Raw genomic sequence first — 20,900 nt, forward strand, 5'->3', positions numbered from 1 at the left:
TGGCTTTTTCCTTGGAGATACTTTATCGCTAATTGTTTGGCGCTAAGAAATACCTTTTTCTAGGGAATACTGGTTTCAATATTGAGTTGGCCTTCAAGTCCGGCTTCGCGGTGAATACTCAGAGCTTTGAATTCTTCTGAAGATGTCATATCCAGCAATGCTTGGCGGGAAGGGTACTTAACAATAACAAATGCATCCCACAGTTCGTCGACTTCCCCTATTATAAGTCCGGTTATTTCTGAGTAGAAAACCACCTCTGCACCATATTTATCGAGCACTTCCAGCATCGGCTTGCCATACAGTTGATAAGCCTCCTTGCCGGTTAATGTTGATTCACGACCATCGGGATAAACGGCTGTTTCTTTGAACCGGAATAAATTAAGCAGATGAATTTCACCACTTTCAGGCTCATTATTGAGTCTCTCCATCTGCTTGTCAGAGGGGTAAAGCTGATTTAGAACTTCCATATTCTCTCCAAGTGTTTAGTGCTTAATAACTGACGGGTTATTTTTACTCACACGTCCTTTAATATGAAGAGATGTTAAATAAAGGTAAAGTCTAATTTTGAATTAAGGCGATCTTTTTCGGAAAATAAATGATTTATATGGTTTGTGGTTGCTATAAGAGGACAATAAGGCGTAATTCAGGCATACGTTGAAGAGTCTATCACCTATCCTTACCCTGATATTGTTCAAATGGGGTATGACGATGAAATCGATATTATATGCAATGATGTTATCGCTTCTGTCTTTTGCAGCCTTTGCTGAGCACCATGGCAAGAAGAAACCATCGTTTGATGATCTTGATACCAATGGTGATGGTGTGTTGTCACGGGATGAGGTGAAAGGCCCCTTGGCCGATCACTTTGATACCATTGATGTCGATGGCGACGGTGTGATCACGAAAGCTGAAATGCCAGAAAAGCCTCCTAGGAAGAAGGCTGACTAGCGAGGCTAAGATAGCTAATCGAATGTACTGAACAGCGCCAGTGCAGGCGCTGTTCGTTCAGTTAAAGCCCTTCCAACGCTTCCAATGACTCTGGCAGGATCTGTCCGCCATCGACGACTAGGGTTTGCCCGGTGATATAGCCGGCTTCGTCGGAGGCAAAGAACAGAGCTGTATTTCCGATATCCTCGACATCCCCCAAGCGGTTAAGCGGGATGGATGCTGCCATGGTGTTTAGGTAGTCTTGACCGAGATCTTGCAGTCCTTCGGTATAGATGTTTCCTGGCATAACGGCATTGATGGTAATGCCAGCGCGCGCTAATTCGATAGCTGCGGTTTTAACAAAGCCTAATTGCCCCGCCTTGGAGGCACCATAGTGAGACCAACCCGGAAAGCCAGTAATTGGGCCGGTAATGGATGAGGTAACGATGATCCGGCCCTTACCTTGCTCCTTCATGAATGGTGTAACCGCTTTGACGCTAAGGAAGAGGCTTTTTAGGTTGGTATCCATAACCTGATCCCAATTCTCCGGATCCATCTCGCTCAGGCTAGCTTGCGGGAAGATCCCGGCATTGGCACACAAAATATCGATACGGCCATATTTTTCCCTGACAGATTCAGCCATGCGCTGCATATCTTGCCAGTTGCTGACATCTGCTAACAGGTATTCAGCATTGAATCCCAGATCAAGCAGTTCTGATGTGGCTTGTTGAGCGGACTCTTCACCACGGGCAACGATAACAACATTGGCACCTTGGCGAGCAAAAACACGGGCGATGCCTTTGCCGATCCCCTTGCTTCCCCCAGTGATGGTGACCGTTTGACCTTTGATTGAGCTGAGCATGATGAATCTTCTCCAATTATCTGCGTGTATTGTGGAGAAGGCATCATAATGTGCGTTTAGTATAACTTATTGGTCTTAATTGTAAGTTTTTCTATACATTGAGCTCGGTGCCATTTATTTGCAAATCATTTGCAAGCGGGCTGGGGCACACGGGTTATGATTCGTTACAAATTCATTGCCGGTCAACCGTCACATCATGGGCATTTTTCAAGGGTAAAATTGCAAGGTGCCATTTTGCGTAAAATACGCATTGATAATATTGTCATTTTAACGGTGGGATGGCCGTTAACGGTGACAGCAAGGAGGCAAATGGTACAGGGTGAAGCAAAGACAGATGAGACAAGCACTGCAACAGATATATGGCCTTTCTGACGACCTTACAGCGCTACTGATACAGGCTGGGACGTTCCGGACCTTACAGCGAGGCAAGTATCTTGGATTTCAAAATGAGTATCCCGAGGCACTTTATTTACCCATAGATGGGATTATTGCGCTGCAAGCCCCATTCGAATCAAAAGACGATTACTTCTACGCCGTTTTCTCCGCTGGGATCCTAGTGAATGACATGTATCTGTTGAACCCGCAGCCCCGTCTGGAATCTCTGAAAGCATTGACGGATGTCACCGTACTGTCGATCCCTATTTCCCGTGCCAGGGAGTTGATAAACACATCTTTGGCTTTCTCGCGATTTGTGCTCAAGTCGATTTCTCTCAAACTCTATACCGTGACCAGCATTAATTACATTCATTCGGAGAAGAACCCGGAACAAAAAATCCTTATGTGTTTGCAGCACCTTGCAAATTTGAACCCGGATAATCGGGTCTACCTGAATTTCCGCCATATTGCTTCCTTGATGGTGATATCACGCAACACCGTGGCGAAAGTGGTCAAAGATCTTCAGAAAAAAGGGGTACTGCGAGTGGAAAAGAACTGCATTTCTTTTTCGGCAGAACACGAACATAGCCTGGTAGCGAGTTCCTCTTTGCATTAAGCGGGACAGTATTGTTTGCTACTATCGGTATAAGGTGGCGATTTTGAGTTGGGCAATGTGTCATGCAGCATGAAAACAGAGCGGAACTGGAGCATTTCACTTCGATGCTTTCCGAGCAGAACTACCCGCATTTGTATCAAGCATTTATGAAAAACGCGGTGGCAAAGCGCTTCGAGGCTGGTGAGATCATCGTCTTCCAAGAAGAAACAACCCAGCGTTTGGGGTACTTGGCGTCTGGCGATGCCGAGGTCCATATAACGTCTTTTGAAGGTGATACGATTATTGCCGAGCGGTTTAGCCCCGGTAGTTTGCTCAATGGCCCTCGATATATTGATGGCAAAGCTTCACCTGTTGATGTGATAGCGATTCAGCCATGTACTGTGCTGTTCTTGCCATATCGTATGTTGCGAAGTGATCCGGTTTTAGATGCCGAAACCATGAGACTGGTGGCCCACTCTGCAGCAGCATTGTTCAGGTTGGCAGAAAAAGCGTATCGGGCCGCGATGCTTCTTCCTCTCAAAGAAAGAATTATTCACCGCTTGTTTTTATTAAAAGATGAAAATAACAATGTTGATATCACGGCTGAAAAACTGGCTCATTATTTGGGTGTCAGTAAATATAAGATACACCGGTCGCTGAATGAATTAGAAAAAGGAAAAAGGATTGTGAATACTTATGGCTCTGTGACATTAGTTGAATCCGAACTTAACGAGTAATTAATTTTTCTTTTATTTTGTTTTGGTCTTGGTGAATAAGGACAATATTATTGTCGAATGCTTCCTGCATTGAAATATTGCCTTCGATGATAGCTTGTAGACCGACATGGGTGAGCATAATTGTGTTGGCATAATCCGCTGGCGGATTGATATCGACCTCGAGCCTCCCCTCGTTGTTAATACCGTAACTGGACCACATTGGTACGTCTGCTAGCAGGATGTAAACATCACTAACGCCCTGTTTTTCAATTTTTCTTGAAAATAAGTTTAACCACCAAGATGCCCTCTGAAAGGCGGGTATCCCCTCTAATGTAACCACTGGGTAGATAATCCCGGTTTGTTCGGCGTACATACCCGCTAGCACCAATTGCATCGTACCGGGAAGCACCGGACTGTTATCATCGTACTCCATGCTCATATGAAATGGGCATGCTAAAGCTGAGCATGAAAATAATAGCGCGGCTATAAATAACGATAGCTTGTCTTTTTTCATTGTTTACTTATTTAATTACCAATAAATATTTTAGTGAAATGTATCACTAAATATCAGAATGGAAATTGTACTTTGCAATATTGAAAAGGAATCCTGTTGATATGCTTTGCGTGAATTAACTTTTTCGAAAATGCAAGGGTAAGACTATGTATAAACTTACTTGTGTTGCAGCGTTAGTTGCAGCCGTCACATCCGCTTCGGCATTTACCAGCACCTCACTGTCAGTAGATGCTCAAAATGTAGTGAGCCCAACCGGTGCGATTGTCGCTGAAAGCCTGAACAATAAAGATCAGCAGTACACTGAAGCTGTTTATGAAGTCGTACCTGGGGTATGGTCCGTCACTGGCCTTGGCATGGATAACATTAATGTGATTGAAGGTGAAACCGGCCTTATTGTTATCGACGGTGGTATTAGCCGCGCTTATGCCCAGAAAGCCATGTCGATGCTGCCCGAGAAGGTTTCATCCAAGCCAGTAAAAGGCTTTATCTATACCCACTGGCATTACATTTTCGGTGCCGGCGAATGGAATGTTAGCGATGATACGGTTGTTGTTGCCCACGAGAACCATCAGAGCGAACTGACGACTTCGACAGATGCATCTTCACCAACTGCACCTGCCCGTGTCCTTCGTACCCAGATCCAGCTAGGTACTTTCCTGCCGAAAGAAGGGCAGGATTCGCCATCGGTCACTGGCCTAGTGAATGTTGATATCTCTGATATTTCTGGGTATATGGCACCTACCAAGCTGGTGGGCGATGACGAAACCGAGTTCGAAATCGATGGCGTGAAATTTGTTACCCATGCCGGTCATTCGGATACCCTGGATGGTCTGAGCATCTACATGCCAGAGCAGAAGGTCAGCATCGACAACACTTACTGGGCACATGGCTTGTTCAACTTCTCTACCTTGCGCGGCGACCGTTGGCGTGAAGTGGAGTTGATGACCCAGGCAACCCAGTGGCTGCTTGATCAGGATGTAGAGTATAGCCTGAAAGTGCACGGCAAGCCGGTGTCTGGTGAAATCTTCAAAGAGCAGCTAACTGCCCAGATGAAGTCTATCGAGCTGCTGGTTTCTGAAACCGAAAAGGCCATTGGGAAAGGTATGTCACCGGATGAAATCCAATACAACGTGACGTTCCCTGAAGAACTGGCTAACTCGCCGCACATGGAGCAAAACTACGGTGAATGGAGCTTCCATACCCGCCGGTACTACAACCAAGCGATGCACTGGTTCGGTAACGACTCTGTCGACCTGCACCCGCTGGAGCGTAACGATGAAGCACGCCGTATGGTCAAGGCAATGGGTGGGGTAGATCAAGTGATCAGCCAAGCCAAGGAAGCCCATAAAGAGGGTGAATACCAGTGGTCTGCGCAATTGGCGACTTATGCAATCCGTGCAGGAAGTGACGAAGCCAAGCAGGTGAAAGCAGACGCGCTTCGTAGCAAGGCGCAATACGCGACAGCTTCCAATACCCGTAACTGGTACCTGACACACGCACTGGTACTGGAGGGCAAGCTTGATCTGCCGATTGTATTGACCGGCGAATACTAGGCCCTTCGCTCCTATTCATGACATAGCAAGCTCACCCGAGTCGGGTGGGCTTTATGGCATCTGTACTCCTTGCAAAGGACACTTTTATGAAGACCCTTTTTGCTTACTATCTACACTATTCGATCATTCTCGCCCACCATATCAAGCCTCTTAGAAAGGTGCTTCAGGCTGGTAATGCGCTGCTGATAAAGTTGGTTGTGCGACAATATGAGCGTGGTGGCCTTAAAACCTGGCAGTCATTTTGGATCCCGGCCTTTGCCAAGTTTGGCCGTTCTCGGGCACCTTATCTGGCAAAGAAAATGGCGATTGATGTCAATGATCCGAAATCGCTCGGTAGTTATCACGATTACGAAGATCCGATCCTGGGGGTTGAAGGCCATTGGGAAACCACTGAAAGCGGTCATCCGGTACGAGTGGAAACGGCCTGTGTGGTATGTGACGCATTAAAAGCAGCGACAGAGAGTAAACAATGCCGTGCTGACTTTTGCCGACATGTGGTTGCGGCGATGGAGCAGAACACAGGTGAAGCACTTAATCCTGACTACCGGGTCGAGATCCATGACCTGATGACAGAAGATGCCGAGGTATGCCGTTTCGTTCACAAGATTGAGAGAAAGTGATTTTTGCGGTTCAATTAAAAACCTCGCTTGGGCGAGGTTTTATTTTACTGTTGTTGTAAGACTTCAAGGGTATAGCGCAACGAGCGTTTCTCAAATCCTTGCTTGGCATAAAACTCCTGGGCTTGGTAGCGACTTAGCGATGTCGTCACTTCCAATAACTGGCAGCCATGCTCTTTGGCATGGTTTCTGGCCACTTCAATGAGCGTTGAACCAATGCCTTTGCCTCGCTTGTCTTTCTCTGTCACTAGGGCGGTGATACGGCAGATTTGCTCGCCAGTAGGAAAATACGGAAAGATGATCAAGGCTATCAATCCAAGTAACCCGTCTTCGCTATCGAAAACCATGGTTGTTTGCCTGTTGTCGTCCAGCATTGACTCGATAATCTCAGGTGAGGTTTGGTAACCAAGCTGAGTCAGCAATTTTCCAATCGCTGGGCCATCATCCATGTTGGTTTGTCGGATCATATCCACTCCCATTTAAGTATGACTACGTCAGCCTAGCAGAAGGATATGACAAGTTTGTGGAGTGAAAACTCAAAAAAGAATAATACGAGCATATTAAGAACTGTATATATCCAAGCGGCTTAGGGTGCCTATTGGATATATACAGTACAAGTAGGAGCGCGGCTTAAGCCACTTCGCTTGGCAAGCGGTGCTTCTCTTCTTTTAGCAGGAACTGAGACGCGGAACGCGCTTTGTCAGCATTGCCGGCCATGATGGCATCGTAGATTGCACGGTGCTCATTGATACAAACGCCACCATCTTTGGACGAGTGGTGAATGAAGCTCATGAAAATCGTCGCCATTACATTGCCGAATGGTAGGTAGAAGTCGTTACCTGTTGAGAAGAAAATCAAACGGTGGAAGTGCATATCGACTTCTGCCCAGCGTGCTTGGTCAAAGTCATCCGCAATTTCACACATTTGCTGGAAGGTCTCTGATAGCTCGATACGCTGCTCGGCAGTGGCATTGCGTGCTGCTAGGGCACAGGCTTCTGGCTCGATGGCTTTACGCAGGCCAAGGAACTGATGGTAGAAGATTTCCGCGTTCTGCAGGCCCTCCATCCATTCTAGAAGTTGTGGATCAAGGAAGTTCCAGTTCAGGCGGTCAACAACCTTGGTACCGATTTTCGGCTTTGACTCAAGCAGACCTTTTGACGTCAGAAGCTTAACAGCTTCACGCAGGGCGGTGCGGCTGATGCCGAATTGTTCACAGAGCGTCATTTCTCCAGGGATCACTTGGCCTTGCGCGAGCTGGCCAGAGAGAATGCGACGGGCGATTTCGCGGGCTACCTGCACATGCAGGCTGCGTTTGGATCCCGCAATCGCGGTAAAACTAGAAGACATGTTAATCCTTGGTTCAATAACAATATGTATGACTATATGACTACAGTATACTGGATTTAGTGTTTTAGCTTGAGTAGTTTTGAATTTTTCAGGCAAAAAAGCCGACTTTCGTCGGCTTTTTATCGTAATAAAATTTACCGCTAGGGGCAATTTTTAGCTAGAAAACAGTCTATCTGTAGCCGATATCCTATAAGCGAACCATTAGAAGCTGTACGTAATACCTACACGGCTACGAAGCTCACGGGTATCGCTTGCATCAGATCGGTTGTAGTTAACGTCACCGAACTCAACATATGGGCTCCAAGCACCTGGACGGTAACGGATGCTGATGTTGTTCTCGTAGTTGGTGTCTTTACCGTCGTATAGCTCGTAACCTTCTGCTTTGTAGTAGTTCATTTCAAGGCCGAACTGCCAGTCATTAATGCGGTAGCCAACGTTACCGGTTACACGGTGGCGCTTGTCTGTGCTGTCACCGTTGCTGTAAGTACGGAAGTCATGGCGGTAACGGCCGCTCAATGTTAGGCCTTCCACGCTGTCGAAGGCGTAAGTCAGGCGAACCTGTGGCTTATATGTCATACCGCTGCTGCGGCCTTCAATTGGCATGCCTGGTTGCAAAGTCCAGTTGTCGTTCAGACGGAAGCGGTATCCCCAGTCAAATTCCCAGCCATTGTTTTGCAGATCTTCCATGAACTTGCCATCTGCGCCTTTAAATTTCAGTTCACCACTGAAGTAAAAGTCACCGATGCTTTCGTTGATTTTTACACGGCTAGAATGCTGTTCAGATTTACCGCGGTATTCATGACGGAAGTCGATAGAGGCAGCGCTGACCTGGCCCGCAATAAGAGCTGAACCAATAAGAAGCATCAGGGGAGAATGTTTGAACATAGTGTTTATTCCTGAATTGTAGGGCGTTCCCGAAAAAGTAATACAATAGTATTGTTTTGTTTTTTATCGTCAATCAGGGGTAAACGCTAATTGTGATCATGATCTATGGTGACCTGTGTCACAAATAAAAAATCAAGCTTTTTAATATCAGTGGCTTAATTGTTTTTTTAGAAGTTGTTTTTATATTTTCACTCTTGGTCATAAACGTGAAACCGATCAAAAAAAGTATGACATTTTGATTTCAGTCAATATTTATATCTACGATAACTGTTGCTTATTGTTTTTTTAATTTATTGTTTTTATTGTATTTTATTGTTTTGTGTTACTTTTATCCTAAAATATTCGTGATCGTTATCGCGATTAATGAATATTGTAGTACAAGAAATTAGGCGAGGTTTTTATAGTATAAGCAAATTACTACTCAAAAGGACTTCAACGATGGATCTAAATACCATGATCGTCGGCATCTACTTTTTGTTTCTAATTGCAATTGGTTGGATGTTCCGAACATTTACCAATACCACCAGTGATTACTTCCGGGGGGGAGGTAGTATGCTTTGGTGGATGGTAGGTGCTTCAGCATTTATGACCCAGTTCAGTGCGTGGACATTTACCGGTGCAGCCGGTAAAGCGTATGACGACGGTTTCGCTGTTGCGATCATCTTCCTGGCTAACGCCTTCGGTTACCTGATGAACTACCTGTACTTCGCACCGAAGTTCCGTCAGATGCGTGTGGTAACCGTAATCGAAGCCATTCGCCTGCGTTTTGGTAAGCATAACGAGCAGGTATTTACCTGGTCGGGTATGCCTAACAGCGTGATCACTGCGGGTATCTGGCTAAATGGTCTGGCGATCATTGCCTCTGGTATCTTCGGCTTTGATATGACCATGACAATTATCCTGACTGGTCTGGTTGTACTGGTGATGTCGGTAACCGGTGGTTCATGGGCGGTTATCGCCTCTGACTTCATGCAGATGGTTATCATCATGGCGGTAACGGTGACTTGTACTATCGTTGCGGTTATCCAGGGCGGCGGTGTTGGCGAGATCGTTAGCAACTTCCCACTAGAAGAAGGTGCATCTTTCGTATCAGGTAACAACCTTAACTACCTAAGCATCTTTGGTATCTGGGCATTCTTCCTTTTCTTCAAGCAGTTCAGTATTACCAACAACATGCTGAACTCATACCGTTATCTAGCGGCCAAAGACTCAAAGAACGCGAAAAAAGCAGCACTCCTTGCATGTATCCTGATGACTATGGGTCCATTGATCTGGTTCATGCCTTCTTGGTTCATCGCAGGCCAAGGTGTTGACCTTGCGGCACAATACCCAGACGCAGGTTCTAAGGCCGGTGACTTCGCTTACCTATACTTCGTACAAGAATACATGCCAGCAGGTATGGTGGGTCTTCTGATCTCTGCTATGTTTGCCGCGACCATGTCTTCAATGGACTCGGGTCTGAACCGTAACTCAGGTATCTTCGTTAAGAACTTCTACCAGCCAATCCTGCGTCCTAACGCACCTGAGAAAGAGTTGGTGGTGGTATCTAAACTGACGTCTACCTTCTTCGGTATCGCGATCATCCTTGTTGCCCTATTTATCAACTCGCTCAAAGGACTAAGCCTGTTCGACACCATGATGTATGTCGGTGCGCTGATCGGCTTCCCAATGACTATCCCTGCATTCTGTGGCTTCTTCATCAAGAAAACACCGGACTGGGCTGGCTGGGGTACCCTGGTTGTCGGTGGTATCGTTTCTTACTTTGTTGGTTTCGTTATCACAGCCGACATGGTACAGAACTGGTTTGATCTTGAGCCGCTAACTGGCCGTGAGTGGTCTGATTTGAAAGTCGCTATCGGCTTGATTGGTCACCTGATCTTCACTGCTGGCTTCTTCATCCTATCAACTGTGTTCTACAAGCCGCTATCTGAAGAGCGCCAGAAAGATGTTGACCGTTTCTTCAATAACCTATCAACGCCGTTGGTGGCAGAGTCTACTGAGCAGAAGAAGCTGGATAACAAGCAGCGCCGTATGCTTGGCTCATTGATTGCTGTAGCTGGTGTTGGTGTCATGGCGATGTTTGCCCTGCCAAACCCATTCTGGGGCCGAATGATCTTCGTTCTGTGTGGTGCGATTGTTCTAGCAGTCGGCTTGCTGCTGGTCAAAGCAGTAGATGGCAAAGTTGAAGACGCTGCCGAACTGGCTACCGAGCAGGACTAAGGAGCGAGCATGTTGAAACGTACTCTTACCTCAATGGCAATTGCCGGAGCCCTGTTCGCAGCCCCTGTATTTGCCGTGGACGGTACCCCTAACACCGTATTCTTTGATGCTGACTTGATTGCCGAGAGCAAGGCGCGTATCCACAACGATACTGCGACAGAAGAGGCGCAGGCGAGCTACCAGCGCCTGTTGGATGAAGCAGAAGATGCAATGAAAGTGGGTCTGCTGTCAGTGACTGACAAGACCCTGATGCCGCCAAGCGGTGACAAGCATGATTACTTCTCTATCAGCCCATACTGGTGGCCGAACGAGGAAACGGAAGATGGCCTGCCATGGGTACGTCAGGACGGTAATACCAACCCTGACTCGAAGACCGATGCCACAGACTCCGTGCGTATTGGCTTGTTTACCCGCTCGGTTCGCGCCTTGGGCGTGGCGTACTACTTCTCTGGTGAGGAAAAGTACGCCGAGCAGGCTGCAGAGATGCTGCGCCATTGGTTCATCAATCCTGAAACGCGCATGAACCCGAATATGCGTTATGCCCAGGCTGTACCGGGTGTTGATGACCAGCGCCGCAGCGGCATGATTGACTCGCGCAGCTTCTCGGACCGTTTGGTTGACGCATTGGCACTGATTGAACTGTCGGAACACTGGACCGAGCAGGACGATACCGCAATGCGTGCATGGCTTGGTGATTTCCTTGATTGGTTGATCACTTCTGAGCAGGGTACTGCCGAGCACTTCGCACCGAACAACCACGGTACCTGGATGCAGGCGCAGATTGCCGGTATTGCTTACTACCTTGGTCGCGAGGACATCGCCAAGATGACGGTTGCCCAGACCAAATGGCGTATCCGTGAGCAGCTCGATAGCAAGGGCACGCAGCCAGAAGAGTTGGCGCGTACCCGTGGCTACCACTACAGCTACTTCAACCTTGATGCCATGGCCTACTTGGCACAGCTTGGCGACAAGCTGGGCGTCGATATCTGGAACCACGAGTACCGTGGTCGTAGCCTGAAGTCAGCGATTGATTACGTGGCGCAATACCAGCGTATCGAAGACTGGCCGCACCCTGACAACGACGTGAAGAAGGGCCGCTTCCAGACTTACCGCATGCTGACGGTATACCGCAAGGCTGATTTGGCCTGGGGTACAGACCACTACGATCAGGTTATCGACAAGATCGGCTTTGACAATGCCGAGCTAAACAACCTGTCACAGGTTTGGGCCGAGCGGGACGCGTACCTGCTGTATCCAAAACTGTAAACCCTCTCCGTGAAACACCCGGGCGGTAATACTGCCGCCCGGTATAAGGAAAACACCATGAAAAAACACACGCCTATCGCACTGGCTTTGCTGGCTGCGCTATCTTTCAACGCCCATGCTTCTTCACCGACGCCGGTACAGCTGCCAGAAACAGCGGTTGAACAATCCATCGCTGAGGTTTCACTACAATCTTTGACGGCTGAGCAGCTGGTTGCCGGCCAAAGCCGTGAGCTTGTCGATGCCAGCAAGGTTGAGGCTGCGGATAGCGCTGCCGTTGAAGCGTTGAAACAGCAGCTCGAAAATGCCAAGCCGGGTGAGGTGATCAGCATTGCCCCAGGCCGTTACGCCAACCTGGGTGTGGTTGAACTGACAACCGATGGCATCACGGTGAAAGCCGAGCAGCCGGGCACGGTTTTGCTGACGGGCTTGGTTCAGCTGGTCGTCAAAGGCGATGATATTACCTTGGATAGCTTAGTGTTTACCGAAGGTGGCCCGGCAGAGCGCTTTGGCGGCGTGCGTCTGGAAGGTATGCGCAATACCCTACAGAACTCGACCTTCTACTACTTCAACGATGATTACGAGTACGAGCCGGACGAGCGCCGCAGTGAGTACCCACGTTACCTGTGGGTGTCGCTATGGGGCAAAGATGGCAAGGTGATCAACAACCGTTTCGAGGGTAAGCATAAGCGCGGCACCTTGATCGGTATCCAGAAGAACATTGACGATAAGGCGGATAACCACCTGATCGAAGGCAATATCTTCTACTCGCAGAAAAAGAACCAGTATGACGAACTAGCGATTGAAAAAGCGATCCGTTACAACGGCAACAGCTGGGAAGCGATCCGTATCGGTGATTCGAAGAGCAGCCAGTGGCCGTCAGCGACCCAGTTCGTCAATAACCTGCTGGTGGATTCAGACGGTGAGCGCGAGCTGATCTCGATTAAATCGGGCGAGAACCGTATTGCCGGCAACACCATCTTCGAAAGTGCATCGATGATTTCCCTGCGTCACGGCAAGGCGAACGTGGTGGAAAACAATGTGATCATTGGCAACAACAAGCAAGATACCGGTGGTATCCGTATCTACGATGAAGATCATGTGGTTCGCAATAACTACCTAGTTGGCCTTCGTGGTTCAGGCGGTCAGATCGCCGGTAATGCCGATGTCCGTGGTGGCGTGGTGATCAACACCGGTATTATCGATGTGAAGAACAACGAACAGCTCGATCAGGAAGTGAAGGGCAAAGAACTCAACAAGCAGTGGACGCCGAAAAACGTCACGGTGGAAAACAACACCATGGTTGATGTCGAGTTCGGTATGGTACACGGCAACCAGGGCCACCGTGTTAGCCTGTTCGATAACAGCGAGGTAGAAACTATCTTCACGGGTGACGAGATCACCTTTAGCAGTAATGTGGTGTTCAACCTGGACGAAACATTGCAGGCATTGCGTGCAGACCCTGCGACCCCGTTGACCAACCCGACATACAGCGGTGAGGTTTACTACGGTCAGGTACACGGTGTTGACGGGGTACCAGCAGGCGTTTCCCAGCAAAAACCAACCTACACCAAAGTGGGCGATTTCTACCAGTTTGCTGAAGGTGGTGCCGATGTATCGAAACTGCATGTGCTGACGGCTGACGAAATCGGCCCTAGCTACCGTGTACAGGTTGCACCGAAGAGCTAGTTCTACATTTTGCTAGTTTGATATTTTGTTAATTGTCGTATTTTGCCCGGGCACATTCCAAGGTAGTGCCCGGGCTTTTTTTTGTTAGTAGTTCTTGATAACGACCGGCTCATGGTCACTGTCGGTGTAGATTGTCATATCTACCTTGTTGCCATCAATCTGGTAGTGGGTGGTGGTCACCGTTCCCATCAGTTCACCGCGACCTTTCCATAGAGGCTTGCTATGCATCGCTGCAACGGCCTCGTCCTGTGTCGTTTTCGCTGTGGCACTGGCCATAAACTCGTCCAATGCGGCTTGGCGATCCAACGTTTTGGCAGCGAATTTGCTGTCTACGAAGTTGTGCTCGACAAACTTAGAGTGGTTGGCATGTGATTGTTTCTGGTTGTAGCTGTATGAGTAACGTGCCTTGTAGCCATTTTCGACGTTCAGTGCCTCGCCGTCAGGGTCCAGCATCACGTAGGAGAAATACGCCGAGTATTTACCCGGGCCGCTGCGGTACATATCGAGCAGCTCTTCAGGGCTGGTTGCATTGTAGGCGTCCCATGACAGTACATAGCTTGGCGCGTTGCCCTTGAGGATATCGCCACTGTCTTTTTCTCGGTAGGTGCCTTCGTCTGCCATGGTGTTCATCAGCAGGGGCTGTCCGCCTTTGGCAATACCGCCGTAAGGGATCAAGCCGGCCCAGGTTTGGATCACCTTGGTTTTGCCATCTTCGTCGGTGTGGTTAAGGACAATCAGGCCTTCGTAGTTCACCGCCATGTAGTCGAAGTTTGCGACACCCCAGCCTTTGCCCTTGCCATCTGTCATGCCCATTACCGAGCACTTCGCCGGCGCTTCGGCCTGCAGGAAGCCAATCCCACCGTTGCGCTGCGACTCAAGGATAGCTTCATCACTCATACCCACAGCGAGCAGGAATGACGGTGGCAAGTTAAGGGACTCAGACAACCCTTTGATGTAAGAGGCGGCCTCCGGTGACTGCTGCTGCAGGTTCTCGAAAACCTGCTCGCCATCATAGCTTTTGCCAAGGCTTGCTACGTTGAGGCCCGGAAGCATCACGCCCAGTGTGTCATCAAAACGTGCAATTGAATCAAGTATATCGTCTTTGGCGACTTCACCGACATGCTTGCCAAGCTCATAGGTGCTACCGGTAAACTTCACCTCGGCAATTTGGTCTGTATGCTGGATAAGTTCGGCATTTACACCTGCACTGAGTAACGCGATGAGTGAAGCAAACAATGTCTTTTTCATGTCAAAAGCCCTTATAGCATGATTCCAAAATGGGGTAAGCGACAATCCGCTTTGATGGAACGTATAATAGGTTTGATATTAAACCTTGTAAAGGGTTTTGTTTTATGTAGAACCTTTTGTTCAGGGTGTGTACAGCAGCCTTCTACTCAGAACTAAACCTAAATTTGGTCCCGAAAAGTACAAGTGATTGGATTTTCTGTCTATGTCGCTTTGGCTTGGGCTGGTTAACAATAAATACACAGCATCCAATATCAATAAATCAGCTCTAGGAAGGAACGAACTATGCCTATTCAACAACAGTTTCGCGATGCCATGTCTAACCTTGCCGCAGCCGTTAATGTGGTGACCTCTGGAGGGGAAGCGGGAACCGTCGGCCTGACAGCGACAGCCGTATGTTCGGTAACTGATAGCCCTGCCACGGTGTTGGTGTGTGTAAACCGTAATAGTGCCTCCAACCAGATCTTCAAGGACAATGGCCGTATCTGCGTGAATGTTTGTGCTGCCGAGCACAAGGAAATGTCGATGCATTTTGCCGGCATGACAGGTATGGCGATGGAAGACCGGTTCCAGTTACCGGGTTGGGAGTTCAACCAGCATGGCGTGCCAATTTTGACGGATTCACTGGCAACACTGGAAGGTAAAATAGCCTCTGTAAGCGAAGTGGGTACTCACAGTGTGTTCTTTGTTGAAGTTGAGTCTATCACCACTACCGAGAGCGATGCGCTGGTGTACTTCTCGCGAGAGTTCAAATCTGTCGAAGCGACAAGGAAGATGCCGGAAGTGGCTTAAAAGTACCAGCCCTGTCAGCTCTTCCTATATTGGATAGGCCGCCAATACTTTCGCTTTGAAGCTTTGGCGGTCTTTCAGTGCTTAGAATTTCAAGCCAACAGTGACGGCAATTTGGTCTGGTTCGTAGCGGTAAGGCCCAAGGTCTAGCTTGAGTACCTCGTTTGAAACATTGACGTAGAACATGTCTGCCGTTAAGCGCACACCGAAGCCATAATAGGTATTAGTATCGGTATAGCTCGAGTGATAGCAGTATTTTCTTTCGCACCAATTATGATCTTCGGTCGTTCGGTGAAAACCTAGTGAAAAGTAAGGCTTGAGAGATACACTTGGGCTTAGCGGGAAGGCATAACCTAAGTCAGCCCCCAGTTTGACAGTGCTGAAGTCTACCGAGCCGTATTTGTAATCGTAGCCAGATTCCTCATAGGATAGATTGAAACCAATAATGCGGTTGAAATCGTACCCCCCCTCTAGCTTGAAGCCGGTATCGGTGTCGATGTAACGATCAGACAGGTATGAGATCCCCAAACCAACCCGCGGTCCCTGATACGCGTTAGCGCCGCCATGATGGTAATGATGGTGCGTGTGATATTGATTGGCGCTAGCAACCATCGGAGTTGTAGTTAGCAGGGTTAAGGCTGCGGTTGCGAGTAACTTTTTCATTGTCTGCCTTACTTGGAAATGGGAAGCGGGCAGATTATGGCGATCAAGTTTGGGGTTGTAATTAGCCTAATGGCTGAAATAACACAAAGCTGACAAAAGGCGTCATTTTCAAAGCATTTGACCGCTAAATGACGTCACATGTAAGCAAGTGTTGCTGGTTTATCTGGCGTTATTCTGCTTTCCGGTAACACATGAACTGCTAAGCGGGCATGCAGTACAGCGAGGGGTTTTGTTGCAAAATTGCTGGCCGTGTTCGACCATCAGCCCGTGGTAAAAAGCATAGCGCTTGGTATCTGCCGGAATGGCTTGCTCAACCAGCAACCTGAACTTTTCATAGCTTTTTGGCACTTCAAGCCCGTTGCGTTCGAATATCCGCCGGGCATAGGCGTCGATGACAAAAGAGGGCTTGCCGATGGCATAAACCAATATGGCATCGGCGGTTTCCCCACCCACGCCCTTTATAGCTAATAGCTCCTTTCTGAGCATTGGAAGCTCAATCGCTCTAACTTGTTCGATGTCGTACTGATAGCTTTTGAACCATTCCGTTAGCGCTTTGAGTTTGATCGCTTTTTGATTGAAGTACCCGCTTTGCCTGATTGTCTGCGCCAGTTCGTCGAGCGGAAGCCGTTCAATTAGCTTCGGATCATTAGCGGCCATACCGAGATTGTTCAATGCCTTATCGGCATTTCTCCAGTTGGTGTTCTGGACGAGGATAGTGCCCAACATGGTTTGGTAGGGTGGGGTATCCGGCCACCAGTCGAAGTAGCCATAATGGTTCTCTAGAGTGGAGAAGATGTTTTTTATCAGGCGGAGTTGGCCTGATACATCATTAGAAAGCGTGCCCATTGATTGTATTTCTGCCCTGCTTCATATCCGAAATCAGCGTAGCCCATTCATCTACCTCTGTCACAAGGCTTTGTCATAAATTTCAGACTGCTTATGTCGGGAGTGGTTAATGGGAGAAGGAGCTGGAAGCCCTGAACTGGTAACGACAGTATTTCTTCCTGCTTTCTTAGCTTGATATAGGGCTTGGTCTGCCCTTGAGACGAGTTGTTCCCAACTTTCACCATCGCGGAGGGTGGCGACACCAAAACTGGAGGTTAGTAAAATATTTTCACTTACCCCACCTATGGAGATATTAACCCTTAGCAAGTCGGCAAGTTTACTGGCATCTCCTGTGCTGGTTTTGGGGAGTATAATCAATATTTCATCCCCGCCAAAACGGTAGGCCGAATAGGTGTTGCGATTTTGCGCTCTGATGATTTGGGCCACGCGTTTGATTGCTTCATCTCCGGCCAAGTGACCATGCTTGTCATTAATCGTTTTGAAGTTATCAATATCCGTCATGATAATACTGAGTGGCTGTACTCTATTTAACTTAGCTATTAGTTTGGGCAGTTTTCGCTCTAAGGCATGTCGATTGTAGAGTTGAGTCAGCGGGTCCCGCCGGGAAAGGTCATGGATGGATTTGACCAAGCGGGCATTGATCAACCAAAGCATACTGAAGCTCATCGCAACGACTAAAACAATACTGAACAAGAAAGTGAGTTGGTGGATGATTCCCGCATACATAAAGCTATGCAATTCTGCTGAATATAAGGTCCAAATAACTCTTAAAGCCATGAATGAGCCATAGAGGAATAAAGACGCCGACATCATCCAAACTGCAATCTTCAAGTCTTTGTGCTTTCCGTGGATTGTTGCGAACGCCGATAGCAATGTGGTGATGGCCAGAAAAACACTGATAACGATAATCCGTGCCTTTATCGACGGTGATACATGGGTGAAAAAATAAAATAGTGAGATGGAGAGCGGGATGCAGAGATAGGTAAAGTAGGTGTACTTTAGTGAAGATTTCCTGAAAAGACACAGGCTATGTAGTACAAGTTGAAAGCCTAACATAATAATAGTATTGGCAAACACAATGCTAAACCAGTCTGGCGTTGTCCCCCTCATTCCTAGGAAAAATGGACCGACACCAATAAACAAAAGGGATAATGCAAATAGCTCCAGTCCGGGTATTTGTTTCTGGGAGCGCTGATAGAAAATAAAGCCAATACTGTAGATACAAGAAAACAGAATGATAATAAAGTTGAGCGTTCTTATATCGAGAGTAAAAATGTCCATGTCCAATGCCCACATTTTGCATGATCACAAATGAGGTGGGATCCATATCCTACTTTTTAGGTAATAGAATCTTAGAGCACTGTTAATATTATTCTCAATAATGCACTGTGAAGTGAGAATGTAATCACATTACATTGCTTCTAAATGATGTGTTTTTTTGGAGTGTGTGGAATATCCAAGTAACGCTAAGTTACGTGGATATTCCATAAAGATGCTGTTTATGGGGAGAAATATCATTGCGGTTTGGCATGGATATCAACGCTAATTGCAATTACTGCTCTTTGGTATCAATCAGCGCATTGAGCAATGTGGAAAGCTGGCGGTACTTCTCTTCGCCGAGTTTGGCTTTCAGCTCAATGTATTGGGCTTCAATTAACGGGCGCAGGTCATCGACCAGTGTTTTGGCCTTGTTTGTGAGGTGGATGTAGTACTTGCGGCCGTCATTGGCTGACTTCTTGCGCTGTACATAACCCATTTTCTCAAGGCGGCTTACAATCCCAGTCAGGCTAGGGCCAAGAATGCAGCACTCGCGGGAGAGGGTGGAGAAATCAATTTCACCAAGCGTATCGAGCACCCGCATCACACGCCATTGCTGCTCGGTGATTTCATTGTCCGCCAGGATAGGGCGGAAGTAATCCATGGATACATCCCTTGCGCGTATCAGCTGCAGGGGTAGCGAGTCTTCGTACTTAGTCACAATATAACCTTCTAGCCGTTACCGTGTTGTAGCAAATTATTATTTGTTTCAGACACATATTCACAATATAAATCAAAGCTCCGAAAAGCTATAGCTGTATTTTGATCTTATATATTACTTTGGATATCGCCAAGTTATGTAAAAAGTGCGGGCTTGCTGCTAGGCAACGAGCCCGCCGTGAATGCACCCGCTAGGCGTACAAGATGCTCGGTAAAAACAGTACGATTGCTGGCATCAATACGATGAGTGCAAGCCGTACCATGTCTGCCACCCAGAAGGGGAATACCCCTTTGAATATGGTGGCGGTATTGATGTCCTTGATAATCCCGGACAACACAAAAACGTTGAGGCCGACCGGTGGGGTGATCAAGCTGATTTCCGTTACTACGACAACCACAATACCGAACCAGATAGGGTCGAAGCCAAGTTCAACGACTACCGGGAAGAAGATCGGCACAGTCAGCAGCATCATCGACATACTTTCGAATACGCAGCCAAGAATGATGTAGATTAATATGATCAGGCCCAGCGCCATCATCGGGGAGACGTTCACAGCCTGGATCATCTCAATCAGTGCGGTTGGCAGTCCGGCCCGGTTGATGAAATTGGACAAGATCAAGGCGCTGATCACTACCGCAAACAGAGATGCCGACGTCTTGGCGGTATCAACCAGAATGTCACGCAAGATGGCATAGTTGAGTTGGCGGCGGTAGGCAGCCAAGGCAAAGGCCCCTGTCGCACCGATCCCAGCCGCTTCGGTTGGGGTAAAGGCACCGATATAGATCCCGCCCATCACCAGGACAAACAAGGAAATGGTCGACATGATCCCTTTCAAGGCGATAAAGCGATCTTTCCAGCTAACACGCTCACCCGGAGGGGCACTCTCTGGGTTGCGGAACACTACCCATTGCACGGCCATCAGATATAGGACGATACCGATAAGCCCCGGAATGAAGCCGGCTGCGAAGAGTTCACGGATACTGCTTTCCGTAAGCAGGCCGTAAATCACCAGCATCACGCTTGGCGGGATCAAGATGCCCAAGGTACCACCTGCAGCAATGGAGGCTGCAGCAAGGCCGTCGGAGTAACCGAATTTGCGCATCGGCGGCATGGCGACTTTCGACATGGTGGCAGAGGTGGCGAGGCTAGAGCCGCAAATTGCCGAGAAGCCGCCACAAGCCAAGATAGTCGACATCGACAGCCCGCCTTTTTTATGACCGACAAAGGCATTACAGGCACGGTAGAGTTCGTTGGAGAGCCCCGCCCGAGTCACTAAGTTACCCATCAGGATAAACAGCGGGATCACTGACAGGCTGTAGTCCTGACCGGTATCGATGATGCGGCGGGCTGCCATCGACATTGCCGCGTTCCAGTTGTAGTCGTTGATGTACCAAAAGCCGAGGAAACCAACCACACCCATGGCAAAAGCCAGTGGCAAGCGAAGGAATACAAGGGCAATCAGAACCGTAAAGCCAACAATTGATTCAATCATTTAAACCCCCTTGCTCTCGGTATTCAGTGGCTGGGCGGTGGATGAAGGCGAGAACAGTGTCTTGCCATAGACGAGGGCATTGAAGAAAGTCAGCAACCCGCCGGCAAAGCCGGTAATGGAAATCAGGTAGGTGACATAGCCAAGGGGCAACTCAAGAATTTCCGTGACTTCTTCATACTCCATAGAGCGGCCAGCCAGTTTCCAGTTCATCATGGCAACTAGGATCAGCGAGCAGGAACAGATCAAGTTGATCACGACCTGACGCAAGCCAACCCAGCGTTTAGGGAAGATGTTGTCGAGCAAATCGACACAGATATTCTCTTC

Annotated in this window: 22 protein-coding genes; 9 read left to right on the forward strand and 13 right to left on the reverse strand. The window is 48.2% G+C overall.

The annotated features are described in order from the left end of the window. Positions 1-59: 59 nt before the first annotated feature. Complete coding sequence (locus tag BIZ37_RS21790) at positions 60-467, reverse strand: DUF1330 domain-containing protein (protein ID WP_187463302.1); 408 nt, start codon at positions 465-467, stop codon at positions 60-62. A gap of 241 nt (positions 468-708) precedes the next feature. Here BIZ37_RS21790 and BIZ37_RS21795 point away from each other — a divergent pair, with 241 nt between their 5' ends. Further along, complete coding sequence (locus tag BIZ37_RS21795) at positions 709-948, forward strand: hypothetical protein (protein ID WP_222939776.1); 240 nt, start codon at positions 709-711, stop codon at positions 946-948. A gap of 61 nt (positions 949-1,009) precedes the next feature. On the opposite strand, the gene fabG is transcribed toward BIZ37_RS21795, so the two are convergent. After that, the gene (gene fabG / locus BIZ37_RS21800) at positions 1,010-1,789 is read right to left on the reverse strand and encodes a 3-oxoacyl-ACP reductase FabG (protein WP_187463303.1); all 780 of its coding nucleotides are present in this window, start codon (positions 1,787-1,789) and stop codon (positions 1,010-1,012) included. A gap of 334 nt (positions 1,790-2,123) precedes the next feature. Here fabG and BIZ37_RS21805 point away from each other — a divergent pair, with 334 nt between their 5' ends. Then, positions 2,124-2,780, forward strand: a complete 657-nt coding sequence (locus tag BIZ37_RS21805) for a Crp/Fnr family transcriptional regulator (protein ID WP_187463304.1) — start codon at positions 2,124-2,126, stop codon at positions 2,778-2,780. A 62-nt stretch (positions 2,781-2,842) separates the two neighbouring features. Beyond that, positions 2,843-3,496, forward strand: a complete 654-nt coding sequence (locus BIZ37_RS21810; protein WP_187463305.1) for a Crp/Fnr family transcriptional regulator — start codon at positions 2,843-2,845, stop codon at positions 3,494-3,496. On the opposite strand, the gene BIZ37_RS21815 is transcribed toward BIZ37_RS21810, so the two are convergent. Then, positions 3,486-3,989 carry a hypothetical protein gene (locus tag BIZ37_RS21815; protein WP_187463306.1) on the reverse strand — a complete coding sequence of 168 codons (504 nt, stop codon included), beginning with the start codon at positions 3,987-3,989 and terminating at the stop codon, positions 3,486-3,488. The two genes, BIZ37_RS21810 and BIZ37_RS21815, sit on opposite strands and share 11 nt — an antisense overlap. Positions 3,990-4,135: 146 nt before the next feature. On the opposite strand from BIZ37_RS21815, the gene BIZ37_RS21820 reads away from it, so the two are divergent. Then, positions 4,136-5,542, forward strand: coding sequence for an alkyl sulfatase dimerization domain-containing protein (locus BIZ37_RS21820; RefSeq protein WP_187463307.1), 1,407 nt, complete (start codon positions 4,136-4,138; stop codon positions 5,540-5,542). 86 nt (positions 5,543-5,628) lie between these two features. Next, positions 5,629-6,162, forward strand: coding sequence for a hypothetical protein (locus BIZ37_RS21825; protein ID WP_187463308.1), 534 nt, complete (start codon positions 5,629-5,631; stop codon positions 6,160-6,162). 44 nt (positions 6,163-6,206) lie between these two features. On the opposite strand, the gene BIZ37_RS21830 is transcribed toward BIZ37_RS21825, so the two are convergent. From BIZ37_RS21830 to BIZ37_RS21840, 3 genes are all read right to left on the reverse strand, one after another. After that, complete coding sequence (locus BIZ37_RS21830) at positions 6,207-6,626, reverse strand: GNAT family N-acetyltransferase (protein ID WP_187463309.1); 420 nt, start codon at positions 6,624-6,626, stop codon at positions 6,207-6,209. A 163-nt stretch (positions 6,627-6,789) separates the two neighbouring features. Beyond that, the gene (locus BIZ37_RS21835; protein WP_187463310.1) at positions 6,790-7,506 is read right to left on the reverse strand and encodes a FadR/GntR family transcriptional regulator; all 717 of its coding nucleotides are present in this window, start codon (positions 7,504-7,506) and stop codon (positions 6,790-6,792) included. 201 nt (positions 7,507-7,707) lie between these two features. After that, complete coding sequence (locus BIZ37_RS21840) at positions 7,708-8,391, reverse strand: oligogalacturonate-specific porin KdgM family protein (RefSeq protein WP_187463311.1); 684 nt, start codon at positions 8,389-8,391, stop codon at positions 7,708-7,710. 438 nt (positions 8,392-8,829) lie between these two features. Between BIZ37_RS21840 and BIZ37_RS21845 the strand changes: the two genes are divergently transcribed. Genes BIZ37_RS21845 through BIZ37_RS21855 form a run of 3 tightly spaced genes read left to right on the forward strand, consistent with a single transcriptional unit; the run spans position 8,830 to position 13,563 of the window. After that, complete coding sequence (locus BIZ37_RS21845) at positions 8,830-10,611, forward strand: sodium:solute symporter family protein (RefSeq protein WP_187463312.1); 1,782 nt, start codon at positions 8,830-8,832, stop codon at positions 10,609-10,611. Between the two features lie 9 nt (positions 10,612-10,620). Next, on the forward strand, positions 10,621-11,877 hold the full coding sequence (locus BIZ37_RS21850) for an alginate lyase family protein (protein WP_187463313.1): 1,257 nt from the start codon (positions 10,621-10,623) through the stop codon (positions 11,875-11,877). Between the two features lie 57 nt (positions 11,878-11,934). Further along, a complete protein-coding gene (locus tag BIZ37_RS21855; protein ID WP_187463314.1) occupies positions 11,935-13,563 on the forward strand; it encodes a polysaccharide lyase 6 family protein in 1,629 nt (542 codons plus the stop codon). Positions 13,564-13,647: 84 nt separating this feature from the next. Here the strand turns inward: BIZ37_RS21855 and BIZ37_RS21860 are convergent, their stop codons facing one another. Beyond that, on the reverse strand, positions 13,648-14,811 hold the full coding sequence (locus BIZ37_RS21860) for a C45 family autoproteolytic acyltransferase/hydolase (protein WP_187463315.1): 1,164 nt from the start codon (positions 14,809-14,811) through the stop codon (positions 13,648-13,650). A gap of 282 nt (positions 14,812-15,093) precedes the next feature. Between BIZ37_RS21860 and hpaC the strand changes: the two genes are divergently transcribed. Then, positions 15,094-15,600, forward strand: coding sequence for a 4-hydroxyphenylacetate 3-monooxygenase, reductase component (hpaC, locus tag BIZ37_RS21865; protein ID WP_187463316.1), 507 nt, complete (start codon positions 15,094-15,096; stop codon positions 15,598-15,600). 81 nt (positions 15,601-15,681) lie between these two features. On the opposite strand, the gene BIZ37_RS21870 is transcribed toward hpaC, so the two are convergent. The 6 genes from BIZ37_RS21870 to BIZ37_RS21895 all read right to left on the reverse strand — a co-directional run. Beyond that, a complete protein-coding gene (locus tag BIZ37_RS21870; protein WP_187463317.1) occupies positions 15,682-16,260 on the reverse strand; it encodes an outer membrane beta-barrel protein in 579 nt (192 codons plus the stop codon). A 159-nt stretch (positions 16,261-16,419) separates the two neighbouring features. Then, complete coding sequence (locus tag BIZ37_RS21875; protein WP_187463318.1) at positions 16,420-17,106, reverse strand: endonuclease III domain-containing protein; 687 nt, start codon at positions 17,104-17,106, stop codon at positions 16,420-16,422. A 60-nt stretch (positions 17,107-17,166) separates the two neighbouring features. Further along, positions 17,167-18,387, reverse strand: coding sequence for a GGDEF domain-containing protein (locus BIZ37_RS21880; protein ID WP_187463319.1), 1,221 nt, complete (start codon positions 18,385-18,387; stop codon positions 17,167-17,169). Between the two features lie 271 nt (positions 18,388-18,658). Then, positions 18,659-19,084 (reverse strand): homoprotocatechuate degradation operon regulator HpaR, encoded by a 426-nt coding sequence (hpaR, locus tag BIZ37_RS21885; protein WP_187463320.1) that lies wholly within the window; start codon positions 19,082-19,084, stop codon positions 18,659-18,661. Between the two features lie 190 nt (positions 19,085-19,274). Then, the gene (locus tag BIZ37_RS21890) at positions 19,275-20,576 is read right to left on the reverse strand and encodes a TRAP transporter large permease (RefSeq protein ID WP_187463321.1); all 1,302 of its coding nucleotides are present in this window, start codon (positions 20,574-20,576) and stop codon (positions 19,275-19,277) included. After that, positions 20,577-20,900, reverse strand: a 324-nt coding sequence (locus BIZ37_RS21895; RefSeq protein WP_222939777.1) for a TRAP transporter small permease, incomplete at its 5' end; no start/stop codon positions are given.

The sequence above is a fragment of the Photobacterium sp. BZF1 genome, assembly GCF_014349205.1.
Taxonomy (GTDB): Bacteria; Pseudomonadota; Gammaproteobacteria; order Enterobacterales; family Vibrionaceae; genus Photobacterium.

Coding starts and splice junctions, on each gene's coding strand:
- BIZ37_RS21790 (WP_187463302.1), bottom strand. CDS start 467: ATGGAAGTTCTAAATCAGCTTTACCCCTCTGACAAGCAGATGGAGAGA.
- BIZ37_RS21795 (WP_222939776.1), top strand. CDS start 709: ATGAAATCGATATTATATGCAATGATGTTATCGCTTCTGTCTTTTGCA.
- fabG (WP_187463303.1), bottom strand. CDS start 1,789: ATGCTCAGCTCAATCAAAGGTCAAACGGTCACCATCACTGGGGGAAGC.
- BIZ37_RS21805 (WP_187463304.1), top strand. CDS start 2,124: ATGAGACAAGCACTGCAACAGATATATGGCCTTTCTGACGACCTTACA.
- BIZ37_RS21810 (WP_187463305.1), top strand. CDS start 2,843: ATGCAGCATGAAAACAGAGCGGAACTGGAGCATTTCACTTCGATGCTT.
- BIZ37_RS21815 (WP_187463306.1), bottom strand. CDS start 3,989: ATGAAAAAAGACAAGCTATCGTTATTTATAGCCGCGCTATTATTTTCA.
- BIZ37_RS21820 (WP_187463307.1), top strand. CDS start 4,136: ATGTATAAACTTACTTGTGTTGCAGCGTTAGTTGCAGCCGTCACATCC.
- BIZ37_RS21825 (WP_187463308.1), top strand. CDS start 5,629: ATGAAGACCCTTTTTGCTTACTATCTACACTATTCGATCATTCTCGCC.
- BIZ37_RS21830 (WP_187463309.1), bottom strand. CDS start 6,626: ATGATCCGACAAACCAACATGGATGATGGCCCAGCGATTGGAAAATTG.
- BIZ37_RS21835 (WP_187463310.1), bottom strand. CDS start 7,506: ATGTCTTCTAGTTTTACCGCGATTGCGGGATCCAAACGCAGCCTGCAT.
- BIZ37_RS21840 (WP_187463311.1), bottom strand. CDS start 8,391: ATGTTCAAACATTCTCCCCTGATGCTTCTTATTGGTTCAGCTCTTATT.
- BIZ37_RS21845 (WP_187463312.1), top strand. CDS start 8,830: ATGGATCTAAATACCATGATCGTCGGCATCTACTTTTTGTTTCTAATT.
- BIZ37_RS21850 (WP_187463313.1), top strand. CDS start 10,621: ATGTTGAAACGTACTCTTACCTCAATGGCAATTGCCGGAGCCCTGTTC.
- BIZ37_RS21855 (WP_187463314.1), top strand. CDS start 11,935: ATGAAAAAACACACGCCTATCGCACTGGCTTTGCTGGCTGCGCTATCT.
- BIZ37_RS21860 (WP_187463315.1), bottom strand. CDS start 14,811: ATGAAAAAGACATTGTTTGCTTCACTCATCGCGTTACTCAGTGCAGGT.
- hpaC (WP_187463316.1), top strand. CDS start 15,094: ATGCCTATTCAACAACAGTTTCGCGATGCCATGTCTAACCTTGCCGCA.
- BIZ37_RS21870 (WP_187463317.1), bottom strand. CDS start 16,260: ATGAAAAAGTTACTCGCAACCGCAGCCTTAACCCTGCTAACTACAACT.
- BIZ37_RS21875 (WP_187463318.1), bottom strand. CDS start 17,106: ATGGGCACGCTTTCTAATGATGTATCAGGCCAACTCCGCCTGATAAAA.
- BIZ37_RS21880 (WP_187463319.1), bottom strand. CDS start 18,387: ATGGACATTTTTACTCTCGATATAAGAACGCTCAACTTTATTATCATT.
- BIZ37_RS21890 (WP_187463321.1), bottom strand. CDS start 20,576: ATGATTGAATCAATTGTTGGCTTTACGGTTCTGATTGCCCTTGTATTC.